We start from the raw sequence: 26,199 nt of genomic DNA on the forward strand, positions 1-26,199 counted from the left end.
CATCCGGCAGGAGACGACAATGTTAGAAGATCTCAAACGTCAGGTACTCGAAGCCAACCTGGCGCTGCCAAAACATAACCTCGTGACCCTGACATGGGGCAACGTCAGCGCCGTTGATCGGGAAAAAGGGGTGTTCGTGATCAAGCCTTCCGGCGTGGATTACACGGTAATGACCGCAGACGATATGGTGGTGGTCAGCCTCGAAACGGGTGAAGTGGTTGAAGGCAATAAAAAGCCCTCCTCCGATACGCCAACCCACCGCCTGCTCTACCGCTCATTCCCAACCATCGGCGGGATTGTGCATACCCATTCACGTCACGCGACCATCTGGGCGCAGGCGGGCCAGCCTATTCCGGCCACCGGCACCACCCACGCGGACTACTTTTACGGCACCATTCCCTGCACGCGTCTGATGACCGATGCGGAGATCAACGGTGAGTACGAGTGGGAAACAGGGAACGTGATTGTCGAAACCTTCGAAAAACAGGGTATCGACGCGGCGCAAATGCCCGGCGTGCTGGTGCACTCCCACGGCCCGTTTGCCTGGGGTAAAAACGCGGAGGACGCGGTGCACAACGCGATCGTGCTGGAGGAAGTCGCCTACATGGGGATCTTCTGCCGCCAGCTTGCGCCGCAGCTGCCGGATATGCAGCAAACCCTGCTGGATAAGCATTACCTGCGTAAGCACGGCGCGAAGGCGTATTACGGGCAATAGATTGTAGGCCGGATAAGCGCAGCGCCATCCGGCTAAACAGACACTGTATAAAACCCCAGCAAACACCCCTCAACCAGGCTATAATCAGGCCTGGTTTTGTTTTATGGGATATCGGCGTGACGCAGGCGCAAGAAGGCTTTTTACTGACCAGACACTGGCGGGATACCCCTCAGGGTACTGAGGTTGAATTCTGGCTGGCAACGGACAACGGCCCACTAAACGTTACGCTCCCGCCGCAGGAGTCCGTGGCCTTTATTCCTGAAGCTCACGTCGAGAAAGTGAAACAACTGCTGCGCGGCGAAAACAACTGGCGCCTTACGCCGCTTCAGCTGAAAGATTTCCATCGCCAGCCGGTTTACGGCCTCTACTGCCGCGCCCATCGCCAGTTAATGCGCTATGAAAAACTGCTCCGTGAAGCGGGCGTGACGCTTTACGAGGCCGATATCCGCCCGCCTGAACGCTTTCTGATGGAGCGGTTTATCACCGCCCCCGTCTGGGTAGATGGCGCCGCGCAAAACGGCAGGATCGTTAACGCGCGCCTGAAGCCTAATCCGCACTATCGCCCACCGCTCAAGTGGGTGTCGCTGGATATCGAAACCACCCGCCACGGCGAACTTTACTGCATCGGTCTTGAAGGCTGCGGGCAGCGGGTTGTCTATATGCTCGGGCCGCCGAACGGCGATGCGTCCGCGCTGGATTTTCATCTGGAGTACGTCAACAGCCGCCCGCAGCTGCTGGAGAAGCTTAACCAGTGGTTTGCCGAGCACGATCCGGACGTGCTGATCGGCTGGAACGTCGTGCAGTTTGACCTGCGCGTGCTGCAAAAACATGCCGAGCGTTACCGTATCCCGCTGATTCTGGGGCGCGGCAACAGCGAGCTGGAGTGGCGTGAGCACGGCTTTAAGAACGGTGTTTTCTTCGCACAGGCCAATGGTCGCCTGATTATCGACGGTATCGAGGCGCTGAAATCCGCCTTCTGGAACTTCTCTTCCTTCTCGCTGGAAGCGGTCGCCCAGGAACTGCTCGGCGAAGGTAAATCCATCGACAATCCCTGGGACCGAATGGACGAGATCGACCGGCGCTTTAACGAGGATAAACCCGCGCTCGCCACCTATAACTTGAAAGATTGCGAGCTGGTGACGCAGATCTTCCACAAAACCGAGATCATGCCCTTCCTGCTGGAACGCGCAACGGTGAACGGCCTTGCGGTCGACAGGCACGGCGGCTCGGTAGCGGCCTTCAGCCACCTCTATTTCCCACGGATGCACCGGGCGGGCTATGTCGCCCCTAACCTCGGCGACGTGCCGCCACAGGCCAGCCCCGGCGGTTACGTGATGGATTCACGGCCCGGGCTGTATGACTCGGTGCTGGTGCTGGATTATAAAAGCCTGTACCCGTCCATTATCCGCACGTTTCTGATTGATCCGGTGGGGCTGGTGGAGGGGATGGCGCAGCCAGACGATGCGCACAGCACCGAAGGTTTTCTTGGGGCACGCTTCTCGCGGGAAAAACACTGCCTGCCCGAAATTGTGGGAAACATCTGGCACGGCCGCGACGAGGCGAAACGCCACGGCAACAAGCCGCTCTCACAGGCGCTGAAAATCATTATGAACGCCTTTTACGGCGTGCTGGGTACCAGCGCCTGCCGCTTCTTTGATCCCCGTCTGGCGTCGTCCATCACCATGCGCGGGCACGACATTATGCGCCAGACCAAAGCGCTGATTGAATCCCGGGGCTATGACGTGATTTATGGCGATACCGACTCCACCTTTGTCTGGCTGAAAGCGGCCCATTCAGAGGACGCCGCCGCGCAAATCGGCAAAGAGCTGGTCGCCTACGTGAACGACTGGTGGCGCGAAAATTTGCAAAAAGAGCGGTTAACCAGCGCGTTAGAGCTGGAGTTTGAAACCCATTTTGCCCGCTTTTTAATGCCGACCATTCGCGGAACCGACCAGGGCAGCAAGAAGCGCTACGCCGGGCTGATTCAGGAAGGTGACACGCAGCGGATGGTGTTTAAAGGGCTGGAGACGGTGCGCACCGACTGGACGCCGCTGGCGCAGAAGTTCCAGCAGACGCTCTACCTGCGGGTGTTTCGCAACGAGCCCTATCAGGACTACGTGCGCGAAACCATTGCCAGCCTGATGGCCGGTGAGCTGGATGACCAGCTGGTATATCGCAAGCGCCTGCGCCGCCCGCTGGCGGAATATCAACGTAATGTTCCTCCCCACGTACGCGCCGCGAGGCTGGCGGACGAAGAGAACGTTCGCCGGGGCCGTGCGCCGCAGTATCAGAACCGGGGGACGATCAAATACGTCTGGACAACTAACGGCCCGGAACCCGTTGATTATCAGCAGTCTCCGCTTGATTACGATCACTACCTGACCCGCCAGCTTCAGCCGGTAGCGGAGGGAATTTTACCGTTCATCAATGACGACTTTGCTACACTAGTGACAGGACAACTTGGGCTATTTTGACGCGTGACGAAACCGTTGCCATCCAGTACCATAGCGCCCTTTCCATTCCCGGACCCATTTTTCGACGACCGTCTTTTTTGACGGGGTCGAACTATTGCCTGCAATTAAAGATTAGAGCCGAACAACTATGCCTTTTACACTTGGTCAACGCTGGATCAGCGATACAGAAAGCGAACTTGGATTAGGAACCGTCGTTGCCGTCGATGCGCGCATGGTTACCCTCCTTTTCCCTGCTACCGGTGAAAACCGCCTGTACGCTCGCAATGACTCCCCTGTTACCCGCGTAATGTTCAATCCGGGCGACACCGTGACCAGCCACGAAGGCTGGCAGCTGAAGGTTGAAGACGTAAAAGAAGAGAATGGACTGCTCGCCTACATCGGTACGCGTCTTGATACCGACGAGACGAATGTTATCCTGCGTGAAGTGCTGCTCGACAGCAAACTGGTTTTCAGCAAGCCGCAGGACCGTCTGTTTGCCGGGCAAATCGACCGAATGGATCGCTTCTCCCTGCGCTACCGCGCGCGTAAGTTCCAGAGTGAACAGTACCGCATGCCGTGGAGCGGCCTGCGTGGTCAGCGTACCAGCCTTATTCCCCATCAGCTGAATATCGCCCATGACGTGGGCCGTCGCCATGCGCCTCGCGTGCTGCTGGCTGACGAAGTGGGCCTGGGTAAAACCATCGAAGCAGGCATGATCCTGCACCAGCAGCTGCTCTCTGGCGCTGCCGAGCGCGTGCTGATTGTGGTGCCGGAAACGCTGCAACATCAGTGGCTGGTCGAGATGCTGCGCCGCTTTAACCTGCGCTTCTCCCTGTTTGACGACGAGCGCTATGCCGAAGCCCAGCACGACGCGGACAACCCGTTTGAAACCGAACAGCTGGTCATTTGTTCCCTGGACTTCGTGCGCCGCAGCAAGCAGCGCCTGGAGCACCTGTGCGACGCAGAATGGGATCTGCTGGTCGTCGACGAAGCACACCACCTGGTCTGGAGCGAAGATGCGCCAAGCCGTGAATACATGGCGATTGAGCAGCTTGCCGAGCGCGTACCGGGCGTTCTGCTTCTGACCGCCACCCCGGAGCAGCTGGGTCTTGAGAGCCACTTCGCCCGTCTGCGCCTGCTCGATCCGAACCGTTTCCACGATTTTGAGCAGTTTGTTGAAGAGCAGAAAAACTACCGTCCGGTGGCGGACGCCGTCGCGCTGCTGCTGGCCGGTAATCGTCTCTCTAATGATGAGCTTAACACTCTCAGCGATCTGATCGGCGAGCAGGATATTGAGCCGCTGCTCCAGGCCGCGAACAGCGACAGCGATAATGCGGGATCCGCGCGTAAAGAGCTGATCGACATGCTGATGGACCGTCACGGCACCAGCCGCGTGCTGTTCCGTAACACCCGTAACGGCGTGAAAGGCTTCCCGAAACGCGAGCTGCACACCATCAAACTGCCGCTGCCGACCCAGTACCAGACGGCGATTAAAGTCTCCGGCATTATGGGCACCCGTAAATCTGCGGAAGATCGCGCGCGCGACATGCTCTACCCGGAGCAGATTTATCAGGAATTTGAAGGCGACACCGGCACCTGGTGGAACTTCGATCCGCGCGTGGAGTGGTTGATGGGTTATCTGACCGCGCACCGTTCCCGGAAGGTGCTGGTGATCTGCGCCAAGGCAGCCACCGCCCTGCAACTTGAACAAGTGCTGCGCGAGCGCGAAGGTATTCGCGCCGCCGTGTTCCATGAAGGCATGTCTATTATCGAGCGCGACCGCGCTGCGGCGTGGTTTAGTGAAGAGGACAGCGGCGCGCAGGTTCTGCTGTGCTCCGAAATCGGTTCTGAAGGCCGTAACTTCCAGTTCGCCAGCAATCTGGTGATGTTCGATCTGCCGTTTAACCCGGATCTGCTGGAGCAGCGTATCGGCCGTCTGGATCGTATCGGTCAGGCGCACGATATTCAGATCCACGTTCCGTATCTGGAGAAAACTGCCCAGTCCGTTCTGGTTCGCTGGTACCACGAAGGCCTGGATGCGTTTGAACATACCTGCCCGACCGGCCGCACCATTTACGATCAGGTACATGCGGATCTGATCGGTTACCTCGCGGCGCCGGAAAACACCGAGGGCTTTGATGAGCTGATCAAATCCTGTCGAGAGAAGCACGACGCGCTGAAAGCTCAGCTGGAGCAGGGGCGCGATCGCCTGCTGGAGATCCACTCCAACGGCGGTGAAAAAGCGCAGCAGCTGGCCGAAAGTATCGAAGAACAGGACGATGACACCAGCCTGATCAGCTTCTCCATGAACCTGTTCGACATCGTCGGCATTAACCAGGACGATCGCGGCGAGAACATGATCGTGCTGACCCCGTCCGATCATATGCTGGTGCCGGATTTCCCGGGCCTGCCGGAAGACGGTTGCACCATCACCTTTGAGCGTGATGTGGCGCTGTCCCGCGAAGATGCACAGTTCATCACCTGGGAGCACCCGCTGATCCGCAACGGTCTGGATCTGATCCTCTCCGGCGATACCGGCAGCAGCACCATCTCCCTGTTGAAGAACAAAGCTTTGCCTGTGGGCACGCTGCTGGTGGAGCTGATCTACGTTGTGGAAGCGCAGGCGCCGAAACAGCTTCAGCTTAACCGCTTCCTGCCACCAACCCCGGTGCGTCTGCTGCTGGATAAAAACGGTACGAACCTGGCCGGCCAGGTGGAGTTTGAAAGCTTCAACCGTCAGCTGAGCGCGGTGAACCGCCATACCGGCAGCAAGCTGGTGAATGCGGTGCAGCAGGACGTGCATGCCATTCTGCAACTGGGTGAAGCCCAGGCCGAAAAAGCGGCCAGAGAACTGATCGATGCGGCGCGTAGCGAAGCCGATGAGAAACTTTCTGCCGAGCTGTCGCGTCTGGAAGCGTTGAAAGCGGTGAACCCGAACATTCGTGACGATGAGCTGGCCGCCATTGAGAGCAACCGCCAGCAGGTGCTGGAAAGCCTGAATCAGGCGGGGTGGCGTCTCGATGCCCTGCGTCTTATCGTTGTGACGCATCAGTAAGCGGAGCGCAAGATGGTAATGGAGCCCTACAATCCCCCGATGGATCCGTGGCTGGTCATTCTGTATCAGGACGAGCATATTATGGTGGTTAACAAGCCGAGCGGCTTGTTATCCGTGCCGGGGCGTCTGGAAGAGCATAAAGACAGCGTGATGACGCGTATCCAGCGTGATTATCCCCAGGCCGAGTCTGTCCATCGTCTGGATATGGCGACCAGCGGTGTGATTGTGGTGGCTCTGAATAAAGCGGCAGAACGTGAGCTGAAGCGTCAGTTCCGCGAGCGCGAGCCGAAGAAGCAGTATGTCGCCCGCGTCTGGGGCCATCCGGCGCAGGCGGAAGGGCTGGTGGATTTACCGCTGATTTGCGACTGGCCGAACCGGCCAAAGCAGAAGGTGTGTTATGAAACCGGCAAGGCCGCGCAAACCGAGTATGAAGTGCTGGAGTACGCGCAGGATAACACCGCGCGCGTTCTGCTGAAGCCGATTACCGGGCGCTCCCACCAGCTGCGTGTGCATATGCTTGCGATGGGTCACCCCATTCTGGGGGACAGATTCTATGCGCCGCCGGAAGCGCTGGCGTTAGCGCCGCGCCTGCAACTGCATGCGCAGACGCTCACCATCACCCACCCTGCTTTCGGCAACGCCATGACGTTCAAAGCCCCGGTGGACTTCTGAAAAAATGGCCCGACTGTGTCGGGCCATTTTTTTATTTAAAACCTTTCTGCTCTTTAATCAGCTCGTAGGCTTTCTGGATTTCCTGCGCTTTTTGTTTCGCCATTTCCATCATCTCTGGCGGCAGGCCTTTCGCCACCAGCTTATCCGGATGGTGCTCGCTCATCAGCTTACGATAGGCGCGTTTGATGGTCGTGACATCGTCAGACGGCTTCACGCCGAGGACGTTACAGGCATCTTCAAGCGTAGGGCCACGCTGCGCCTGCTGCCAGCCGCCGCCGGACGATTGCTGCTGATAACCGCCGCCAAAGTGCGCGCCGCCCTGCATCATGCGCAGGAACTGATCGAACTGCATGCGGGAAATGCCCAGCTCTTCAGCAATCACATACAGGACGTCCCGTTCATTCGGATGCAGAGAGCCATCCGCGAAGGCGGCCTGGATTTGAATTTCCAGAAACATCCGAATTAAATCAAAACGCCCGAAACAGATGCTACGGAACTGCCGCATTTTTTCACGCAGCGGGTAGTGATCTGATTTACCAATCCGGAACGCATTCTGCGCCGCGATGCGGGATTCGCCGTGCAGATTCATGCGATCCATAAAGACGCTGGCCACCTGAATATCGGCTTCCGTTACGCGTCCTTTTGATTTGGTTAAGTGCCCCATCACCTCGAAGGTGGTGGAGAAAAAGAGTGACTGGCGCTCGCGCTGGTTGGCAAACCAGGCCATTTTGCGGCTGCGTGCTTTATCAAACATATGGCCGATAATGAGGCCAAGAACGACGCCCCAGAATCCGGCACCCATAATAATTGCGAACGCAACGCCGATTATTTTACCCCAATACTGCATATACTCCCCGAATGGTCATGTTCCTGGCCGACGCAACGCCATCATTACAGTGGTCGCGCCACGGTCAATTGAGGGACATCGCCTATAATTTGCATTATCATACTCGTCATTCGATAGCGAGCCTAACACTCTGGCGCGCAAACGGGCAGGATTAACGCTGGTACTGCGCTGATGAGTAAGATAGTCTCTGAGCGTTTGTAAGCCGTAGCCACTGATGACGGAACAATAAAATACAACGTATGAAAAAACGTATCCCCACCCTTCTGGCCACAATGATTGGCACCGCCCTGTATAGCCAACAGGGGCTCGCAGCCGATCTCGCCTCGCAGTGTATGCTTGGCGTCCCAAGTTACAATCGCCCACTGGTGAAAGGCGATACGAATGACTTACCCGTCACCATTAATGCCGACAGCGCAAAAGGTAATTATCCTGACAATGCGACCTTTACGGGCAATGTCGATATTAACCAGGGCAACAGTCGCCTGCTTGCTGACGAAGTGCAATTGCACCAGAAGCAACCGGAAGGTGCTCAGGCGCCTGTCCGTACGGTGGATGCGCTGGGTAATGTGCACTATGACGACAATCAGGTCATCCTGAAAGGTCCGAAAGCCTGGTCGAATCTGAATACCAAAGACACCAACGTCTGGGAAGGTGATTACCAGATGGTCGGTCGTCAGGGGCGCGGTACCGCAGACCTGATGAAGCAGCGCGGCGAAAACCGCTACACCATTCTCGAAAACGGCACGTTTACCTCCTGTTTGCCAGGGTCAAATACCTGGAGCGTGGTGGGCAGTGAAGTGATCCACGACCGTGAAGAACAGGTTGCAGAGATCTGGAACGCCCGTTTTAAACTCGGCCCGGTGCCCATTTTCTATAGTCCTTACCTGCAACTGCCTGTGGGTGACAAACGTCGTTCAGGTTTCCTGATCCCGAACGCCAAGTACAGCACGTCGAACTACTTTGAGTTCTACCTGCCGTACTACTGGAACATTGCGCCCAACATGGACGCCACGATCACGCCGCACTATATCCATAAGCGCGGTAACATCATGTGGGAGAACGAATTCCGCTATCTGACCAAGGCGGGCGCGGGTCTGATGGAATTTGATTATCTGCCATCAGATAAGGTGTTCCAGGACGAGCATCCGAGCGAAGGTGATAAGCACCGCTGGATGTACTACTGGAAGCACGCCGGGGTATTGGATCAGGTGTGGCGCTTCAACATCGACTACACCAAAGTCAGCGATCCGTATTACTTCAACGACTTTGATTCTAAATACGGCTCCAGTACCGACGGTTACGCCACGCAGAAATTCAGCGTAGGCTACGCCATTGAGAACTTTGACGCGACGGTGTCGACCAAACAGTTCCAGGTGTTTGATACGCAATCGCGTAGTACCTATGGTGCCGAGCCGCAGCTGGACGTGAACTGGTACCAGAACGATGTGGGCCCTTTCGACACGCACGTTTACGCTCAGGCGGTCCATTTCGTCAACACCAACTCGGATATGCCGGAATCAACGCGTCTGCATATCGAGCCGACGATCAACCTGCCGTGGTCAAACGACTGGGCGAGTCTGAATACCGAAGCCAAAGTGATGGCCACCCACTACCAGCAGAAGAATCTGGACTGGTATAACAAACGTTATGGCACCGATCTTGAAGAATCGGTAAACCGTACGCTTCCGCAATTCAAAATGGACGGGAAGCTGATTTTCGAACGTGATATGGCTCTTCTCGCGGATGGATACACCCAGACGCTTGAGCCACGTATGCAGTATCTGTACGTGCCTTATCGCGATCAGAGCAAAATTCAAAACTATGACTCGTCCTTCCTGCAATCAGACTACAGCGGCCTGTTCCGTGACCGTACCTACGGCGGCCTTGACCGTATTGCGTCTGCTAACCAGTTAACGACCGGCGTCACAACGCGCGTATATGATGATGCTGCCGTTGAACGTTTTAACGTTTCTGTTGGTCAAATCTACTATTTCACCGAGTCTCGTACCGGTGATGACGACATTAACTGGGAGAAAGACAACAAAACGGGCTCACTGGTATGGGCGGGCGACACCTACTGGCGCATGACGGATCGTTGGGGTCTGCGCGGTGGTGTTCAGTACGATACACGACTGGACAATATCGCGACGGGCAGCGCTGCCATCGAATATCGTCGTGATGAAGACCGCATGTTGCAGTTGACGTACCGTTACGCCAGCCCGGAGTATATCCAGGCGACACTGCCAAACTATGCGAATACAGACCAATACAAAGACGGTATTTCACAGGTGGGTACCGCCGCGAGCTGGCCGATTGCCGATCGTTGGTCAGTCGTCGGAGCCTACTACTATGACACGAATGCCCAAAAACCTGCTGACCAGATGCTGGGTCTGCAATATAACTCCTGCTGTTACGCAATACGTGTCGGTTACGAACGCAAACTTAACGGCTGGGATACGCAAAACAGTCAGGGCAAATACGATAACGTGATTGGCTTTAATATCGAATTGCGCGGCCTGAGTTCTAACTACGGTCTGGGCACGCAGCAGATGCTGCGCTCGAACATTCTGCCGTATCGTAGTTCATTGTAATGTGCTTGATTTACAACGTAATCCGCTTTGCGGTTAATTGAAATGGAAAAAGTATGAAGAACTGGAAAACGCTGCTACTCGGTGTCGCTATGGTTGCGAATACCAGCTTCGCGGCCCCACAGGTTGTCGATAAAGTCGCGGCTGTGGTTAACAACGGCGTCGTGCTTGAAAGTGACGTTGACGGTTTGATGAAATCTGTAAAGCTCAACTCGGGCGAAGCAGGTCAACAGCTTCCGGATGACGCTACGCTGCGCCACCAGATCCTGGAACGTCTGATCATGGATCAGATTGTTCTTCAGATGGGCCAGAAAATGGGTGTGAAGATCTCTGACGAGCAGCTCGATCAGGCGATCGCCAACATTGCAAAGCAGAACAACATTACCCCGGACCAGATGCGTAGCCGCCTGGCCTATGACGGCATCAGCTACGCCACCTACCGTAATCAGATCCGTAAAGAGATGCTGATTTCAGAAGTGCGTAACAATGAAGTCCGTCGCCGCGTCACCATCCTGCCGCAGGAAGTGGATGCCCTGGCAAAACAGGTGGGGAATCAGAATGATGCCAGCACCGAGCTTAACCTGAGCCACATCCTGATCCCACTGCCGGAAAACCCAACCTCCGATCAGGCGGCTGAGGCGGAAAGCCAGGCGCGCGCTATCGTTGAGCAGGCGCGTAATGGCGATGACTTCGGCAAGCTGGCGATCACCTATTCCGCTGACCAGCAGGCGCTGAAAGGCGGCCAGATGGGCTGGGGGCGTATTCAGGAGCTGCCATCCCTGTTTGCCCAGGCGCTGAGCACCGCCAAGAAAGGCGATATCGTCGGTCCAATCCGTTCCGGTGTGGGCTTCCACATTCTGAAAGTGAACGACCTGCGCGGCCAGAGCCAGAACATTTCGGTTACCGAAGTGCATGCCCGTCATATCCTGCTTAAGCCGTCTCCGATCATGACTGACGATCAGGCCCGTGCGAAGCTGGAACAGATCGCCGCAGACATCAAGAGCGGTAAAACCACCTTCGATAAAGCAGCAAAAGAGTTCTCTCAGGATCCTGGCTCTGCAAACCAGGGCGGTGACCTGGGTTGGGCGGCAGCGGATATCTACGATCCGGCTTTCCGCGATGCGTTAATGAAGCTGAATAAAGGCCAGATGAGCGCGCCGGTGCACTCCTCCTTCGGCTGGCATCTGATCCAGCTGATGGACACGCGCAACGTGGATAAAACCGACGCGGCGCAGAAAGACCGCGCGTATCGCATGCTGTTTAACCGTAAGTTCTCTGAAGAAGCCGCAACCTGGATGCAGGAACAACGCGCCAGCGCTTACGTGAAAGTGTTGAGCAACTGATGAAACCGCATCGTGTTGTGATCACCCCCGGCGAACCCGCCGGGATTGGGCCTGACCTTGTGGTTCAGCTCGCCCAGCGCAGCTGGCCGGTAGAGTTGGTTGTCTGCGCAGATGCAACACTGTTACAAGACCGGGCAGCCTTGCTCGGTCTGCCTTTAACGCTCCTCCCTTACGTTGAAGGCCAACAGCCCGCACCGCAGCAGGCTGGCACTCTCACCCTGCTTTCTGTTCCGCTCCGTGCGCCTGTTGTCCCCGGTGAGTTACACATCGAAAACGGCCACTACGTTGTCGAGACGCTGGCGCGCGCCTGTGACGGTTGCCTTCAGGGCGAATTTGCCGCCCTGATCACCGGTCCGGTGCATAAAGGCGTGATCAATGACGCGGGCATTCCGTTTACCGGGCATACCGAATTTTTCGAAGAGCGTTCGCACAGCCCGAAAGTGGTGATGATGCTGGCAACCGAAGCAATGCGCGTTGCGCTGGTAACAACGCACCTGCCGATCAAAGCCATTCCGGATGCCATTACGCCTGAACTCCTGCGCGAGATCATCGGCATTTTGCATCACGATCTGCAAACCAAATTCGGCATTCCGCAGCCGCATGTGCTGGTTTGTGGCCTGAATCCGCACGCGGGTGAGGGCGGACATATGGGCACCGAAGAGATCGACACCATCATTCCGGTGCTTGAGGAGATGCGGGCGAAGGGGATGAACCTCAGCGGGCCACTGCCTGCCGACACCCTTTTCCAGCCCAAATACCTGGATAATGCCGACGCCGTACTCGCGATGTACCACGATCAGGGTCTGCCCGTGCTAAAATACCAGGGCTTTGGCCGCGGGGTGAATATCACCCTCGGTTTACCCTTTATTCGAACGTCCGTTGACCACGGTACTGCGCTGGATCTGGCAGGCCAGGGAAAAGCGGATGTCGGCAGTTTTATTACGGCGCTTAATCTCGCCATCAAAATGATTGTTAATACTCAATGACTAATCGAGTCCATCAGGGCCACTTAGCCCGTAAACGCTTCGGGCAAAACTTCCTCAACGATCAGTTTGTGATCGACAGTATCGTTTCTGCCATTAATCCGCAGAAAGGTCAGGCCATGGTCGAAATCGGCCCGGGTCTTGCCGCGCTGACCGAGCCGGTAGGCGAACGCCTCGACGAACTGACCGTTATCGAACTCGACCGCGATCTGGCCGCACGTCTGCAAACGCACCCGTTCCTCGGGCCGAAGCTGACGATTTATCAGCAGGATGCGATGACCATGAACTTTGGCGAACTGTCAGAAAAAATGGGACAGCCGCTGCGCGTGTTCGGTAACCTGCCGTACAACATCTCCACCCCGCTGATGTTCCATCTGTTTAGCTATACTGATGCCATTGCCGACATGCACTTCATGTTGCAAAAAGAGGTCGTTAACCGTCTGGTTGCAGGGCCGAACAGTAAAGCGTATGGTCGTTTAAGCGTGATGGCGCAATATTACTGCAACGTGATCCCGGTATTAGAAGTACCGCCTTCCGCGTTCACGCCGCCGCCAAAAGTAGATTCTGCGGTTGTGCGCCTGGTGCCACATAAAACGATGCCGTACCCGGTTAAAGACCTGCGCGTACTGAGCCGTATCACGACAGAAGCCTTTAACCAGCGCCGTAAAACGATTCGTAACAGCCTTGGCAATCTGTTTACCGTTGACGTATTAGCTGAGTTGGGTATCGACCCGGCAATGCGTGCGGAAAATATTTCCGTAGAGCAGTACTGCAAGCTGGCTAATTACATCAGCGACAATGCGCCGCCGAAGGAGAGCTAAGCCATGATTGATTCGCCCCGCGTCTGTGTTCAGGTTCAAAGCGTCTACATTGAGTCCCAATCCACACCGGATGAAGAACGTTTTGTCTTTGCTTATACCGTAACCATTCGCAATCTGGGGCGGATGCCTGTGCAACTGCTCGGGCGCTACTGGCTTATCACCAACGGCAATGGCCGTGAAATTGAAGTCCAGGGCGAAGGTGTGGTCGGTGAACAACCCCATATCGCCCCTGGCGAAGAGTATCAGTACACCAGCGGCGCGGTCATTGAAACGCCGCTGGGTACCATGCAGGGCCATTACGAAATGGTCGATGCCGACGGTAATGCTTTCCGCATTGCTATTCCCGTATTCCGTCTCGCCGTACCTACACTTATTCATTAATCTAATGTCTACATATCTGATTGGCGACGTTCACGGTTGCTACGATGAACTGATCGCATTATTAAAACAGGTCGACTTCACCCCCGGGCAGGACACGCTCTGGCTGACGGGCGACTTAGTGGCGCGCGGTCCCGGTTCCCTGGAAGTCCTCCGCTATGTCAAATCGCTGGGTGACAACGTGCGTATGGTGCTGGGCAACCACGATCTGCATCTGCTGGCCGTATACGCCGGGATCAGCCGTAATAAGCCGAAAGATCGCATTACCCCCCTGCTGGAAGCACCGGATGCCGATGAGTTGCTCAACTGGCTGCGTCGCCAGCCGCTGCTACAGATTGACGAAGAGAAAAAGCTGGTGATGGCGCATGCCGGCATCACGCCTCAGTGGGATCTTGAGACGGCAAAAACCTGCGCGCGCGACGCCGAAGCGGTGCTGGCGAGCGACTCCTATCCGTTCTTCCTGGATGCGATGTATGGCGACATGCCGAATAACTGGAGTGATGACCTCAGCGGCCTGGCGCGACTGCGTTTTATCACCAATGCCTTTACGCGCATGCGCTACTGCTTCCCGAACGGGCAGCTGGATATGTATTGCAAAGATACGCCGGAAAATGCCCCTGCACCGCTTAAGCCGTGGTTTGCCATTCCTGGCCCCGTGACTGACGAATACAGCGTGGTATTTGGGCACTGGGCATCGCTGGAAGGAAAAGGCACCCCGGAAAATATCTACGCGCTGGATACCGGATGCTGCTGGGGCGGGGATTTAACCTGCTTACGCTGGGAAGATAAAACCTACTTTGTGCAGCCATCCAACCGACAGCTGGACTTAGGCGAGGGTGAGGCGGTCGCTTCCTGAGGATGTTTATCCTCTCCCACCGGGAGAGGATAAAACCGTTAACGACGTTCCAGAATTTCGAAGCAGTAGCTGTGCGAGTTCTGCGCATCCGCATCGTGAAACTCACTGAATACAGACTCCCACTCGTCCGGATCGTAATCCGGGAAATGGGTATCCCCTTCCACTTCCGCATCAATGTGCGTCAGATACAGTTTCTGCGCTTTTGGCAGGAACTGCTCATACACACGCCCGCCGCCGATCACCATGATCTCTTCGGCATCTCCGCAGGCGGCAATGGCTTCATCAACGGACTTAACCCACTGAACGCGATCGTCAGTGCCCGGCTGGCTACTGATCACAATATTCTTACGACCCGGCAATGGACGACCAATCGACTCCCAGGTCAGGCGGCCCATCACTACCGGCTTGTTTAACGTAGTACGTTTAAACCATGCGAGATCGGCAGGCAGGTTCCACGGCATGGCGTTTTCCATGCCGATAACGCGGTCTACCGCCAGCGCTGCAATCAGACTGATCATTGAAAATTTCCCGGATGCAAAAAATTGCCGCCACTATACGGAAAGCTTAATCTTTCGTCGACTGGCGGCAGGGTAAAGAATTAGAAATTTTTTAATATTGCTGGCAACTCCACTTCACGCAGAGGGTTTACTCTCCGGTTCATCCGCAGGATCACCGGTATGCTTGCCCTCTTCCGTCCCTTGCCAGCCGTGGCGCTGAACCAGCGACAGGTGATTACGATCTTCGTTGATGATCTCCGTCAGCATGGTGCTGGTGCGTTTAAACACCGCAGCGCGTTCGGTTGCCGTACTGCTCGCCATCGCCACCATCTCTTCCACCATCTCATGATTAAAACGGCGGAACAGATCGGCACGCTCACGGGCTTCATACGCACCGAGTCCCAGGCTTTCCAGCGCCATGCGGCCAGATTTAAGCGCCCCTTCGAAGGTTTCACGTTCAGGGGCTGCCACACCCGCCTGACGCAGCTGGATGTAATGATCCACATCGCGCGCACGGGAGATAATGGTCAGATGCGGAAAATGCTCTTTGACCAGCTCAACCATCTGCATACTGGTTTCTGGATCGTCAATGGCATTAATCAACACCTCGGCTTTCGCCGCCCCGGCGGATTCCAGCAGATCAACCCGGGTCGCATCACCGTAAAACACTTTCATATCGAATTTACGCAGCGTATCGACATGGTCAGGATCGTGATCGAGGATAACCATTTTGACTCCGCTGGAGAGCAGTAAACGGCCGGTAATCTGCCCGAAGCGGCCAAATCCGGCGATGATCACCCGCGGCTGCTCCTCGTCGATCTCATCGGCTTCTCGCTCCTGTTCGCTTCCCGTTTTTTCCAGACGCGTCAGCAGCACCAGCAGGATCGGCGTTGCCGCCATCGACAGCGCAACCGCCAGCGTCAGCGCTTTTGCCCATTCCGGATCGAGTACATTTGCCATCTGCGCTGCGCCAAAGACCACGAAAGCAAACTCACTCCCCTGCCCCAGCAGCACGGCAAACCAGCGGCGTTGCGGTTTTGGCACGTTTAACGGGCGGGCAATCAGCCACAGCATCGCCATTTTAATGACCAGGAAACCCACCAGCAGAATGATGATACGCAGCGGATGGGTCACCAGCGTCCCGAAGTCAATAGACATCCCGACGCCGATGAAAAACAGCCCCAGCAGCAATCCCTTAAACGGCTCGATATCGCTTTCCAGCGCGTGACGGTATTCAGAGCTTGCCAGTAAGACCCCTGCGAGGAAGGCGCCCATTGCCATCGACAGCCCGGCCTCTTCCAGCAGCAATCCAAACCCAAACACCAGGAATAACGCAACGGCGCTGAAGACTTCGCGCAGGCCAGAGCGAGCCACAAAGCGCAGCAGCGGGCGCGTTACGTAGCGACCAAGCAGAACAACCAGCGCCAGCGCACCGACAACCTTCAGCGCGGATAAGGCAAATGCCCCCAGCGTCGTTGATGCGCCGCTGGCTGCCAGCAGCGGGATCATCGCCACCAGCGGGATGGCGGCAATATCCTGGAACAACAGTACGGAGAAGGTGCTGCGCCCCATTTGCGACACCGTCAGGTTACGCTCGTTCATTGCCTGCATGGCAATTGCCGTCGAGGAGAGCGCCAGCGTCATGCCGATCAGCTCCGCGACTTTCCACTCCATCCCCAGCAGAATGCAGAACCCGCCCAACAGCAGACCGCAGGCCAGCATTTGCAGGGCGCCTCCGCCAAACACCGAGGCGCGTAGCTTCCACAGCCGCTGCGGATCCAGCTCCAGACCAATCACAAACAGCATCAGCACCACGCCGATCTCCGCAAAATGCAGGATCGACTCGGCATCCGTCACCAGCCGAAAGCCCCAGGGGCCAATCACACACCCGGCAATCAGATAGCCGAGCACCGAGCCCAGCCCCAGGCGAACCGCCACGGGCACAATTAATGCCGCCGCGCCAAGATAAATCAGCGCCTGTATCAGCGTATGGCTATCCATTGTGCGCCTCCTGCCACTCAAGTAAGCGTTGTTTGTAGTGACGAGCCTGCGCCTGCAAGGTTTCATCGTCGCAGACAAAGGTACAGTGCATCGCAAAAGGCGGAAGCCAGTTCAGACCGCAGTACAGGGCAGTAGCCTGGAGCGGCTGCGCCAGCACGTCAAATCCGGGGAAGGCGCCAATCTCAAAGTGGCTTTCCCCCCCGCCGGTGGTAACAGCCCACATCAGGCTTTTGCCATGAAGCGCTTTGCCATTGTGTCCGTATGCCCAACCGTGGGAGAAAACTTTGTCGATCCACAATTTCAGCAGCGGAGGGGTGCTGTACCACTGCATCGGATGCTGCCAGACGATCAGATCGGCACGAGAGAGCGCCTCCTGTTCGGCGGCGACATCGATATTAAAATCTGGATAGAGTTGATAGAGGGAACGTATCTCTACGTTTTCGAGCGTCCTTGCCTGCTCAAGCATCCGCTTATTCGCATGCGAATGCTGCGGATAGGGGTGCGCATAAATTATCAGAACCATGAATATGCCTGTCTTCTGCTTTTCTTGTAGCAATGAGTGTAGACAGTTCCCCCCCCAACTGAAAGAGGCTAACGACCGCTTCAAAGTAAATCGCAAGGAATGGCAACCTTTGTCGCCATACAAACGCGACTGACGCGAAAGAAGAAGCACCACGCTAGCGACGAATTAACCCTGCAAAATGGTTATATACACTCATATCTTTTACAAATATTTTTAGATTATCTTAAGTTACATTTTAATAAATCAACCTGTACATAACTCATTGAAAAAATAATAATTTTATGCTTTTTGTTTTTAGCTCAATCTTAAATATAGTCAATATACGTGTTACACACGTTATCTGATGTTCCTTCTCACTCAAATGGATGTGTACATGAGCAAAAAATTCTTCAAATTAAATAATACAACCAAAACTCTGGGGAAGATATTTCCTGCTTTGTTAATATGCACCCCAGCGGTTGCGTTTTCTGCAATCATTGATCAATCAACCTCTGTCCCTCAAGATTTTTCAGCCGATGCTGAATATGTTATTAATCAAGATGTCACAATTTCCTCTGCTGACAGTGAGGCGGCCGTTTCTGTCTCAGGTTTTAAAGTCAACAATGCCACTAATAATGGGAACATTTCTGGAACGGGAAATGGCCTGAATATTAATACGGGTGTACAGAGCGTTGTCATTAATAACGGCATCGGCGCAACTATTTCCTCCACTACGGCAAACGCTGTGAATATTAAGTCATTACGCGGTGATTTTAATAACAGTGGAAGTATTATCGGTGCGGAAAATGGCATGTTTGTCAGCAAAGGTTCCTCCGCATTAAACATTACCAATACCAGCAACGGAATGATAAAAGGAAAAACAGGTCTGAGTACTCAGGCTGGTATTGGCATAAATAACTATGGCTCAATTATCGGTACAAACGGTGACGCTATTACGGCAGATTATGGCAACACTAAGGTTATCAACAGTTGCACTGTGCAGGGAACCGATAATGGCATCAGTTCAAAAGATACGGCAAATTTAGATATCTTGAATAGCGGAACTATCAGTGGTGAAACAAACGCCATTATGTTTGCCAGCAGTGAAATTAACACGCTGTTGCTCGACACTGGTTCCACCCTCATCGGTGACGTTATTTCCACAAATTCCAAGGGAAACACCCTGACACTGATCGGCACGGGCACGGAAGACAGTAACTTTATCGGCCTGAATGAAGGGGACGGTTTTGCCAGCGTCACAATGAACGGCGAAAGCTGGGCACTGTCGGGCAATATTGACATTATTGGCTCTGGCGACTCCTTGCTGGTAGAGACTGGCGCGTTAACCCTGGCGGGCGACGTATCCAACACCGGTAATACACGGGTGGCCAAAGACGCCTCTCTGCAACTGGGCGATGGCGAAAAAACTGCGACGCTCAGCGGTGGGCTCACTAACAACGGTACCGTCATTTTTAATCAGGGTAGCGATTTCACTTTCGCCACCGACATGACCGGTAGCGGTAACGTCGAAAAAGTAGACTCCAATACCCTGACCCTGACGGGCAAAAATAGCTACACAGGGGATACGGTTCTGCACGGCGGCACCACGCTGGTCTCCACCGGCGCAACGCTCGGCGTCAAGGGCAGTAACGCCACCGTTACCGTTAAAAATGGTGCGACCTTTGCCACCGCAGGCGAAGTAAACAACAACATCGCGGTTCTTAGCGGCGGTACGCTGGCGGCATGGAATGCCGTCCAGGGTAACTCCACGCTCAGCGCTTCCGGCGTCGATACCATCAACGGCAACGTGACTAATGGCGGCACGCTGTTACTCAGTGCGGCTGATAATAGCGTTGGCAATAATTTTACGATTAATGGCGACTACACCGGCTCTGACGGTAGCCAGATCGTGATGAACAGCACCCTGGGTGAAGATAATTCACCAACTGACCACCTCACTATTACGGGCAGCAGCTTCGGTCAGTCCGGCGTCAGCATTACCAACATTGGCGGCGCAGGCGCGCAAACCATTAACGGTATGGAAATTGTCAGCATCGGCGGCAGTTCCGAAGCCCAACTGACGCTGGCAAAACCGGTCGTCGCAGGCGCCTGGGAATATAACCTCTACCAGCACAGTGACGGCAACTGGTATCTGGAATCAAAGGCGACGCCTTCTGATGATCCTTCCGACGACACCGATGACGGTGGTAATACCGATGATGGCGGTAACACCGACAACGGCGGCAACACCGATGATGGTGGCAACACCGATGATGGTGGCAACACCGACAACGGCGGCAACACCGATGATGGTGGCAACACCGACAACGGCGGCAACACCGATAACGGCGGCAACACCGACAACGGTGGCAACACTGACAACGGCGGTAACACCGACAACGGCGGCAACACCGATAACGGCGGCAACACCGACAACGGCGGTAACACCGACAACGGCGGTAACACCGACAACGGCGGTAACAATGCGCCGGAAGTCATGGCGCCTGAAGTGGGTGCTTACTTAGGCAACTACCTTGCCGCTCAGGGCATGTTCCTGCATAAGCGTGACGATCGCGACCAGATCACCTTCCGCAATGAAGACGACCTGAACACCTGGATGTACGTTAAGGGTCGCTATCACGAGAACGATGCGGGTGGCGATAAAGTCAGCTACGACACCACCACCACCGTACTGCAAGTCGGCAGCGATTTCATGAGCAAGCCAATGGATAACGGTATCCTGCGTGCTGGCGGGATGTTCGGTGCAGGCCAGGCGAAGACCCACTCTGATGCGAAGCACAACGTGCGTGACGCACAGGGTAAGGTTGATGGCTTCAATGTTGGGCTGTACGCCACCTGGCAGGAAGATCAGAAATTACGTCTCGGCAGCTACGTTGATACCTGGGCCGCTTACAGCTGGTACAACAACAAGGTCACCAGCAACCGCAACGATGAAGACTACGATAGCGAAGGTTTCGCCGCGTCTGTTGAAGTCGGCCACGCGTGGGTTATCCAGTCTGAAAATGAACGTACCTGGAAGATCGAGCCGCAGGCACAGGTGATCTACAGCTATCTCGATCAGGAAAATCATACCGATCGCGACGGCGTACGCGTCACTACCCTGGACAATGACAGCGTCTTTGGTCGTCTCGGCGTTAAAGCAAGCTACTTCCAGCAGAAGGACGTCAAGGCCTGGCAGCCGTACGTCGCGGTTAACTGGTTGAAAGGTGCTGGTCAAAACGATCTGGCATTCAACGACGAGACCGTCAGCAACGATACGCCGGAAGATCGTGGTCAGTTAGAGCTGGGCGTAACCGGCAACCTGAACGAAACCACGACAATCTCCCTGCGTGCCAGCGGCGAGTGGGGTGAAAACAGCTATGCCGCCTACGGCGGTCATATTTTGTTAAACCATCGCTGGTAATCGATCATCCTGAAGCAAAAAAGCAGTGGCATGTGCCACTGCTTTTTTTTAGTTATCCAGCTCACCCATTGATTTAACCTGGTCACGGTTAATCTGTTCAGTTTGACCGGTTTCGGCGTTTTTGTACGATACCAGACCGGTATCGTCATCCACCTGCGGTTTCCCGTCAGTAACAATCGTTTTGCCATCGGTGGTTTTTACGGCCTGATTGGACGAACAGCCCGCCACGGTGAACATTGCGGTGGCAGCCAGAACGGAAGCGATCAGTAGTTTATTTTGCATGGTGTTTTCCCCTGCTCTCAGTTGAATTTTCGTTATCGACCTAACTATTTTAGGCTAACTGACTGAAAGCGGATGAAAAACCAGAAGGTTCTTAAGATGGGTAAAGAAAACCACAGGGCGGGTAAGCGAAGCGCCACCCGCCATTTGCCCGGCGGCGCTAACGCTTGCCGGGCCTGTGCAGATTACTTGCTAATCTGAGCGTGCATTTCCTGCACCGAAATCACCTTCTCGGTGGCATCCGCATTCAGCGCCATGGCCGTCGCGAAACCGCCGTTCAGGGTGGTGTCGTAATGCACTTTGTACTGGAGCGCGCTGCGGCGAATCAGCTTGGAGTCTTCAATCGCCTGGCGACCTGCGGTGGTGTTAATGATGTAGGTGTACTCGCCATTCTTAATGCGGTCCTGAATGTGCGGACGACCTTCATGCACTTTGTTCACCAGACGCGGGTTGATACCCGCTTCACCCAGCACAATCGCCGTACCGTGAGTGGCGTCCAGCTCGAAGCCCTGTTTCAGCAGCTTGGCGGCCAGGTCAACCACGCGCTCTTTATCGCCTTCGCGAACGGAGAGCAGCGCACGGCCAGATTTTCTCATGGTGGAGCTACTGCCCAGCTGCGCTTTGGCAAACGCTTCGGCGAAGGTACGGCCCACGCCCATCACTTCCCCGGTAGAGCGCATCTCTGGCCCTAACAGCGGGTCAACGCCCGGGAATTTGTTAAACGGCAGCACCACCTCTTTCACCGAGTAGTACGGCGGGATGATTTCTTTCGTGACGCCCTGCTGAGCCAGCGTCTGGCCTGCCATCACGCGCGCCGCCACTTTCGCCAGCGGAATACCGGTCGCTTTAGAGACGAACGGTACGGTACGCGCCGCACGCGGGTTGACTTCAATCAGGTAGACTTCGTTGTCTTTTACCGCGAACTGAACGTTCATCAGGCCGCGAACCTGAAGCTCGAAGGCCAGCTTCTGCACCTGCTGGCGCATCACGTCCTGAATCTCCTGGCTCAGGGTGTACGCTGGCAGAGAACAGGCGGAGTCACCGGAGTGCACGCCCGCCTGCTCGATGTGCTCCATGATGCCGCCAATCAGCACCATTTCGCCGTCGCAGATGGCATCCACGTCGACTTCAACCGCGTCGTCGAGGAAGCGGTCGAGCAGCACAGGCGCATCGTTGGAAACGCTCACCGCCGTCTGGAAGTAGCGACGCAGGTCCGCTTCGTCGTAGACGATTTCCATCGCGCGGCCGCCCAGTACATAGGAAGGACGCACCACCAGCGGGTAGCCGATCTCTTTCGCTTTCTCAACGGCCATTTCAATCGCGGTCACGGTGGCGTTCGCCGGCTGTTTCAGCTTGAGACGGTCAACCGCCTGCTGGAAACGTTCGCGGTCTTCCGCACGGTCAATCGCGTCCGGGCTGGTGCCGATAACCGGTACACCTGCTGCTTCCAGCGCGCGCGCCAGCTTCAGCGGAGTCTGGCCGCCGTACTGCACGATCACGCCTTTTGGCTTCTCGATGCGCACGATTTCCAGCACGTCTTCCAGGGTAACCGGCTCGAAGTAGAGGCGGTCGGAGGTATCGTAGTCGGTCGAAACGGTTTCCGGGTTACAGTTGACCATGATGGTCTCGTAACCGTCTTCACGCAGCGCCAGTGAGGCGTGTACGCAGCAGTAGTCAAACTCGATGCCCTGGCCGATACGGTTTGGACCGCCGCCCAGCACCATAATCTTGTCGCGGTCGACGGACGGGTTCGCTTCGCACTCGTCTTCATAGGTGGAGTACATGTACGCGGTATCGGTCGAGAACTCTGCTGCACAGGTGTCCACGCGCTTGTAAACCGGGTGCAGGTCATACTGGTCGCGCAGCTTGCGGATTTCCGCTTCACGCACGCCCGCCAGCTTAGCCAGACGCGCATCGGCGAAGCCTTTACGCTTCAGCATGCGCAGGAAGTCCGCGTCCAGGCCGTTGATGCCCAGCTCCGCCACTTTCTCTTCCAGACGCACCAGCTCTTCAATCTGCACCAGGAACCAGCGGTCAATGTTAGTCAGGTTAAATACGCCGTCGACGGACAGCCCCGCACGGAAGGCATCGGCGATGTACCAGATACGCTCTGCGCCCGCGTCTTTCAGCTCGCGGCGGATTTTGGTCAGTGCTTCCGGGTCGTCCAGGCTGACTTTCGGGTCAAAGCCGGTCGCGCCCACTTCCAGGCCGCGCAGCGCTTTTTGCAGGGATTCCTGCTGCGTGCGGCCAATCGCCATGACTTCACCAACAGATTTCATCTGGGTGGTCAGACGGTCGTTCGCGCCGGCGAATTTCTCGAAGTTAAAGCGTGGAATTTTGGTCACAACGTAGTCGATGGACGGCTCGAAGGACGCAGGGGTGCGGCCACCGGTGATGTCGTTCATCAGCTCGTCGAGGGTATAACCCACCGCCAGTTTCGCCGCCACTTTCGCAATCGGGAAGCCGGTGGCTTTGGAGGCCAGCGCGGAGGAACGGGACACGCGCGGGTTCATTTCGATAACAATCAGACGGCCGGTTTTCGGGTTCACCGAGAACTGCACGTTAGAGCCGCCGGTTTCCACGCCGATTTCACGCAGTACCGCCATCGAGGCGTTACGCATGATTTGGTACTCTTTGTCGGTCAGCGTCTGAGCTGGCGCAACGGTGATGGAGTCGCCGGTGTGGATACCCATCGCATCGAAGTTTTCGATGGAGCAGACGATGATGCAGTTGTCGTTTTTATCACGCACCACTTCCATCTCGTACTCTTTCCAGCCAATCAGCGATTCATCAATCAGCAGCTCTTTGGTTGGGGAGAGATCCAGGCCGCGCTCGCAAATCTCTTCAAACTCTTCGCGGTTGTAGGCAATGCCGCCGCCGGTGCCGCCCATGGTGAAGGAAGGACGGATGATGCACGGATAACCCACTTCAGACGCAACGGCCAGCGCTTCTTCCATATTGTGCGCGATACCGGAACGTGCGGTATCAAGGCCAATTTTCTTCATGGCCACGTCGAAGCGGCGACGGTCTTCTGCTTTATCAATCGCGTCGGCGGTCGCACCGATCATGGTCACGCCGAACTCTTCCAGCACGCCCTGACGCTCCAGCTCCAGCGCACAGTTCAGCGCCGTCTGGCCGCCCATGGTTGGCAGCACCGCGTCCGGACGCTCTTTCTCGATAATTTTGCGTACCACTTCCCAGTGAATCGGCTCGATGTAGGTCGCATCCGCCATTTCCGGGTCGGTCATGATGGTGGCCGGGTTAGAGTTCACGAGGATGACGCGGTAACCTTCTTCACGCAGGGCTTTACACGCCTGCGCGCCGGAGTAGTCAAATTCACAGGCCTGGCCGATGACAATCGGGCCAGCGCCAAGGATCAGGATGCTTTTTATGTCTGTACGTTTTGGCATGGTCTTCTCAGCTCCTGATTATTTAGCGGTCTTACGGTATTGCTCGATAAGTTCGATGAAGTGATCGAACAGCGGCGCGGCATCGTGTGGGCCCGGGCTGGCTTCAGGGTGACCCTGGAAGCTGAACGCAGGCTTATCGGTACGATGGATACCCTGCAAGGTGCCATCGAACAGTGATTTGTGCGTCACGCGCAGGTTAGCCGGCATCGTCGCTTCATCCACAGCGAAGCCGTGGTTCTGCGCGGTGATCATCACCGTGTTGTTGTCGATATCTTTCACCGGGTGGTTACCACCGTGGTGGCCGAACTTCATCTTGACGGTGTTCGCTCCGCTCGCCAGCGCCAGCAGCTGATGACCGAGACAGATGCCGAATACCGGGATATCGGTTTCCAGGAAGGCCTTGATGGCGTCGATAGCGTAGTCGCACGGCGCCGGGTCGCCAGGACCGTTAGAGAGGAAGATGCCGTCCGGGTTCATCTTCAGAACATCTTCCGCAGACGTTTGTGCCGGGACGACCGTCAGGCGGCAGCCACGGTCAACCAGCATACGCAGGATGTTGCGCTTGGCGCCAAAATCGTAGGCCACCACGTGGAACGGCAGCTCGCTTTCCGGTTTCGCTTCCGGCAGGTCGCCTTCCAGCGTCCAGCTTCCCTGCGTCCAGCTGTAGGCTTCAGCGGTGGTCACTTCTTTCGCCAGGTCCATACCGTTCAGTCCCGGGAAGGCTTTCGCTTTTTCCAGCGCCAGCGTCGCATCGAGGTTATCCCCTGCGATGATACAACCGTTTTGTGCACCCTTCTCGCGCAGCAGACGCGTCAGCTTACGGGTATCGATATCGGCAATCGCCACAATGTTATGGCGCTTCAGGTAAGAAGAGAGGTCTTCAGTGTTGCGGAAGTTGCTGGCAATCAGCGGCAGGTCGCGAATGACCAGGCCTTGCGCATGTACCTGAGAGGATTCTTCGTCAGCCGCATTGGTGCCGACATTGCCGATATGAGGATAAGTAAGAGTAACGATTTGGCGAGAATAGGAAGGATCAGTGAGGATTTCTTGATAACCGGTCATTGAAGTATTGAAAACGACTTCCCCAACCGCCGAACCCGTTGCCCCTATGGCCCGACCGATAAACTGGGTTCCGTCTTCCAGAACCAATAGCGCTGACTTAATCAAAACACCCTCCAGAGAATATTCACTCACTTTATTTGCATATTAATGCATAACCATGTCATGGATCAATGCAAATGTGTTGCCAGCGGATTTTTGGCAAACGGCGGCATTCTGGGGATTTGCTATGTAAAAGTCAACTTAAAACGGGAGTTTTGTATATTCTTTTGCAAGCCTGGCGTCTGGAATGGGATTTAATGGACAAAAAGATCAG

General features: G+C 55.7%; 18 protein-coding genes. 11 read left to right on the forward strand and 7 right to left on the reverse strand.

Features of this window, described 5'->3' with window-relative positions:
• Window positions 1-19: 19 nt before the first annotated feature.
• The 4 genes from araD to rluA all read left to right on the forward strand — a co-directional run bounded on the left by araD (window position 20) and on the right by rluA (window position 6,895).
• Window positions 20-715 (forward strand): L-ribulose-5-phosphate 4-epimerase, encoded by a 696-nt coding sequence (gene araD / locus RHN82_RS05960; RefSeq protein ID WP_047051336.1) that lies wholly within the window; start codon window positions 20-22, stop codon window positions 713-715.
• A 116-nt stretch (window positions 716-831) separates the two neighbouring features.
• Window positions 832-3,189 (forward strand): DNA polymerase II, encoded by a 2,358-nt coding sequence (polB, locus tag RHN82_RS05965; protein WP_047051338.1) that lies wholly within the window; start codon window positions 832-834, stop codon window positions 3,187-3,189.
• Between the two features lie 127 nt (window positions 3,190-3,316).
• Window positions 3,317-6,223, forward strand: coding sequence for an RNA polymerase-associated protein RapA (gene rapA / locus RHN82_RS05970; RefSeq protein WP_047051340.1), 2,907 nt, complete (start codon window positions 3,317-3,319; stop codon window positions 6,221-6,223).
• Window positions 6,224-6,235: 12 nt separating this feature from the next.
• Window positions 6,236-6,895: a bifunctional tRNA pseudouridine(32) synthase/23S rRNA pseudouridine(746) synthase RluA gene (gene rluA, locus RHN82_RS05975; RefSeq protein WP_047051341.1), complete on the forward strand. Its 660-nt coding sequence runs from the start codon at window positions 6,236-6,238 to the stop codon at window positions 6,893-6,895.
• A 31-nt stretch (window positions 6,896-6,926) separates the two neighbouring features.
• Here the strand turns inward: rluA and djlA are convergent, their stop codons facing one another.
• On the reverse strand, window positions 6,927-7,742 hold the full coding sequence (gene djlA, locus RHN82_RS05980; protein WP_015572652.1) for a co-chaperone DjlA: 816 nt from the start codon (window positions 7,740-7,742) through the stop codon (window positions 6,927-6,929).
• Window positions 7,743-7,981: 239 nt separating this feature from the next.
• On the opposite strand from djlA, the gene lptD reads away from it, so the two are divergent.
• The 6 genes from lptD to apaH are packed head-to-tail and all read left to right on the forward strand — an operon-like array spanning window position 7,982 to window position 14,711.
• Window positions 7,982-10,333, forward strand: a complete 2,352-nt coding sequence (lptD, locus tag RHN82_RS05985; protein ID WP_047051345.1) for an LPS assembly protein LptD — start codon at window positions 7,982-7,984, stop codon at window positions 10,331-10,333.
• Window positions 10,334-10,386: 53 nt separating this feature from the next.
• Complete coding sequence (gene surA / locus RHN82_RS05990) at window positions 10,387-11,673, forward strand: peptidylprolyl isomerase SurA (protein ID WP_047051347.1); 1,287 nt, start codon at window positions 10,387-10,389, stop codon at window positions 11,671-11,673.
• Window positions 11,673-12,659: a 4-hydroxythreonine-4-phosphate dehydrogenase PdxA gene (pdxA, locus tag RHN82_RS05995; protein ID WP_047051348.1), complete on the forward strand. Its 987-nt coding sequence runs from the start codon at window positions 11,673-11,675 to the stop codon at window positions 12,657-12,659. Before surA ends, pdxA begins: the two co-directional genes overlap by 1 nt.
• A complete protein-coding gene (gene rsmA / locus RHN82_RS06000) occupies window positions 12,656-13,477 on the forward strand; it encodes a 16S rRNA (adenine(1518)-N(6)/adenine(1519)-N(6))-dimethyltransferase RsmA (RefSeq protein WP_003856423.1) in 822 nt (273 codons plus the stop codon). The genes pdxA and rsmA overlap by 4 nt, the downstream gene beginning before the upstream one ends.
• 3 nt (window positions 13,478-13,480) lie before the next feature.
• Entirely contained in the window at window positions 13,481-13,858 is a 378-nt protein-coding gene (apaG, locus tag RHN82_RS06005) for a Co2+/Mg2+ efflux protein ApaG (protein ID WP_003856425.1), read from the forward strand.
• A gap of 4 nt (window positions 13,859-13,862) precedes the next feature.
• The gene (gene apaH, locus RHN82_RS06010; RefSeq protein WP_047051350.1) at window positions 13,863-14,711 is read left to right on the forward strand and encodes a bis(5'-nucleosyl)-tetraphosphatase (symmetrical) ApaH; all 849 of its coding nucleotides are present in this window, start codon (window positions 13,863-13,865) and stop codon (window positions 14,709-14,711) included.
• A gap of 38 nt (window positions 14,712-14,749) precedes the next feature.
• Here apaH and folA read toward each other — a convergent pair whose 3' ends face one another.
• The 3 genes from folA to kefF all read right to left on the reverse strand — a co-directional run bounded on the left by folA (window position 14,750) and on the right by kefF (window position 17,732).
• Window positions 14,750-15,229, reverse strand: coding sequence for a type 3 dihydrofolate reductase (gene folA / locus RHN82_RS06015; RefSeq protein ID WP_003856431.1), 480 nt, complete (start codon window positions 15,227-15,229; stop codon window positions 14,750-14,752).
• 114 nt (window positions 15,230-15,343) lie between these two features.
• Window positions 15,344-17,209, reverse strand: a complete 1,866-nt coding sequence (gene kefC / locus RHN82_RS06020; protein ID WP_047051351.1) for a glutathione-regulated potassium-efflux system protein KefC — start codon at window positions 17,207-17,209, stop codon at window positions 15,344-15,346.
• On the reverse strand, window positions 17,202-17,732 hold the full coding sequence (gene kefF / locus RHN82_RS06025; RefSeq protein ID WP_047051354.1) for a glutathione-regulated potassium-efflux system oxidoreductase KefF: 531 nt from the start codon (window positions 17,730-17,732) through the stop codon (window positions 17,202-17,204). The genes kefC and kefF overlap by 8 nt, the downstream gene beginning before the upstream one ends.
• A 373-nt stretch (window positions 17,733-18,105) precedes the next feature.
• Here kefF and RHN82_RS06030 point away from each other — a divergent pair, with 373 nt between their 5' ends.
• Window positions 18,106-21,135, forward strand: a complete 3,030-nt coding sequence (locus tag RHN82_RS06030; protein ID WP_057057036.1) for an autotransporter outer membrane beta-barrel domain-containing protein — start codon at window positions 18,106-18,108, stop codon at window positions 21,133-21,135.
• Between the two features lie 48 nt (window positions 21,136-21,183).
• Here RHN82_RS06030 and RHN82_RS06035 read toward each other — a convergent pair whose 3' ends face one another.
• The 3 genes from RHN82_RS06035 to carA all read right to left on the reverse strand — a co-directional run bounded on the left by RHN82_RS06035 (window position 21,184) and on the right by carA (window position 25,991).
• Window positions 21,184-21,417 carry a YgdI/YgdR family lipoprotein gene (locus tag RHN82_RS06035; protein WP_003856439.1) on the reverse strand — a complete coding sequence of 78 codons (234 nt, stop codon included), beginning with the start codon at window positions 21,415-21,417 and terminating at the stop codon, window positions 21,184-21,186.
• Window positions 21,418-21,599: 182 nt separating this feature from the next.
• Window positions 21,600-24,824: a carbamoyl-phosphate synthase large subunit gene (gene carB, locus RHN82_RS06040; protein WP_047051357.1), complete on the reverse strand. Its 3,225-nt coding sequence runs from the start codon at window positions 24,822-24,824 to the stop codon at window positions 21,600-21,602.
• 18 nt (window positions 24,825-24,842) lie between these two features.
• Window positions 24,843-25,991 carry a glutamine-hydrolyzing carbamoyl-phosphate synthase small subunit gene (gene carA / locus RHN82_RS06045; RefSeq protein ID WP_047051359.1) on the reverse strand — a complete coding sequence of 383 codons (1,149 nt, stop codon included), beginning with the start codon at window positions 25,989-25,991 and terminating at the stop codon, window positions 24,843-24,845.
• Window positions 25,992-26,199: the final 208 nt, after the last annotated feature.

Source organism: Enterobacter cloacae complex sp. EB5 (assembly GCF_031432835.1).
Lineage (GTDB): Bacteria > Pseudomonadota > Gammaproteobacteria > Enterobacterales > Enterobacteriaceae > Enterobacter > Enterobacter hormaechei_C.

What these genes read in the sequence shown, in the direction of transcription:
- lptD (WP_047051345.1), top strand. Translation starts at nt 7,982, where the DNA reads ATGAAAAAACGTATCCCCACCCTTCTGGCCACAATGATTGGCACCGCC.
- apaG (WP_003856425.1), top strand. Translation starts at nt 13,481, where the DNA reads ATGATTGATTCGCCCCGCGTCTGTGTTCAGGTTCAAAGCGTCTACATT.
- apaH (WP_047051350.1), top strand. Translation starts at nt 13,863, where the DNA reads ATGTCTACATATCTGATTGGCGACGTTCACGGTTGCTACGATGAACTG.
- RHN82_RS06030 (WP_057057036.1), top strand. Translation starts at nt 18,106, where the DNA reads ATGAGCAAAAAATTCTTCAAATTAAATAATACAACCAAAACTCTGGGG.
- araD (WP_047051336.1), top strand. Translation starts at nt 20, where the DNA reads ATGTTAGAAGATCTCAAACGTCAGGTACTCGAAGCCAACCTGGCGCTG.
- rluA (WP_047051341.1), top strand. Translation starts at nt 6,236, where the DNA reads ATGGTAATGGAGCCCTACAATCCCCCGATGGATCCGTGGCTGGTCATT.
- pdxA (WP_047051348.1), top strand. Translation starts at nt 11,673, where the DNA reads ATGAAACCGCATCGTGTTGTGATCACCCCCGGCGAACCCGCCGGGATT.
- RHN82_RS06035 (WP_003856439.1), bottom strand. Translation starts at nt 21,417, where the DNA reads ATGCAAAATAAACTACTGATCGCTTCCGTTCTGGCTGCCACCGCAATG.
- folA (WP_003856431.1), bottom strand. Translation starts at nt 15,229, where the DNA reads ATGATCAGTCTGATTGCAGCGCTGGCGGTAGACCGCGTTATCGGCATG.
- rapA (WP_047051340.1), top strand. Translation starts at nt 3,317, where the DNA reads ATGCCTTTTACACTTGGTCAACGCTGGATCAGCGATACAGAAAGCGAA.
- kefC (WP_047051351.1), bottom strand. Translation starts at nt 17,209, where the DNA reads ATGGATAGCCATACGCTGATACAGGCGCTGATTTATCTTGGCGCGGCG.
- carB (WP_047051357.1), bottom strand. Translation starts at nt 24,824, where the DNA reads ATGCCAAAACGTACAGACATAAAAAGCATCCTGATCCTTGGCGCTGGC.
- djlA (WP_015572652.1), bottom strand. Translation starts at nt 7,742, where the DNA reads ATGCAGTATTGGGGTAAAATAATCGGCGTTGCGTTCGCAATTATTATG.
- kefF (WP_047051354.1), bottom strand. Translation starts at nt 17,732, where the DNA reads ATGGTTCTGATAATTTATGCGCACCCCTATCCGCAGCATTCGCATGCG.
- surA (WP_047051347.1), top strand. Translation starts at nt 10,387, where the DNA reads ATGAAGAACTGGAAAACGCTGCTACTCGGTGTCGCTATGGTTGCGAAT.
- rsmA (WP_003856423.1), top strand. Translation starts at nt 12,656, where the DNA reads ATGACTAATCGAGTCCATCAGGGCCACTTAGCCCGTAAACGCTTCGGG.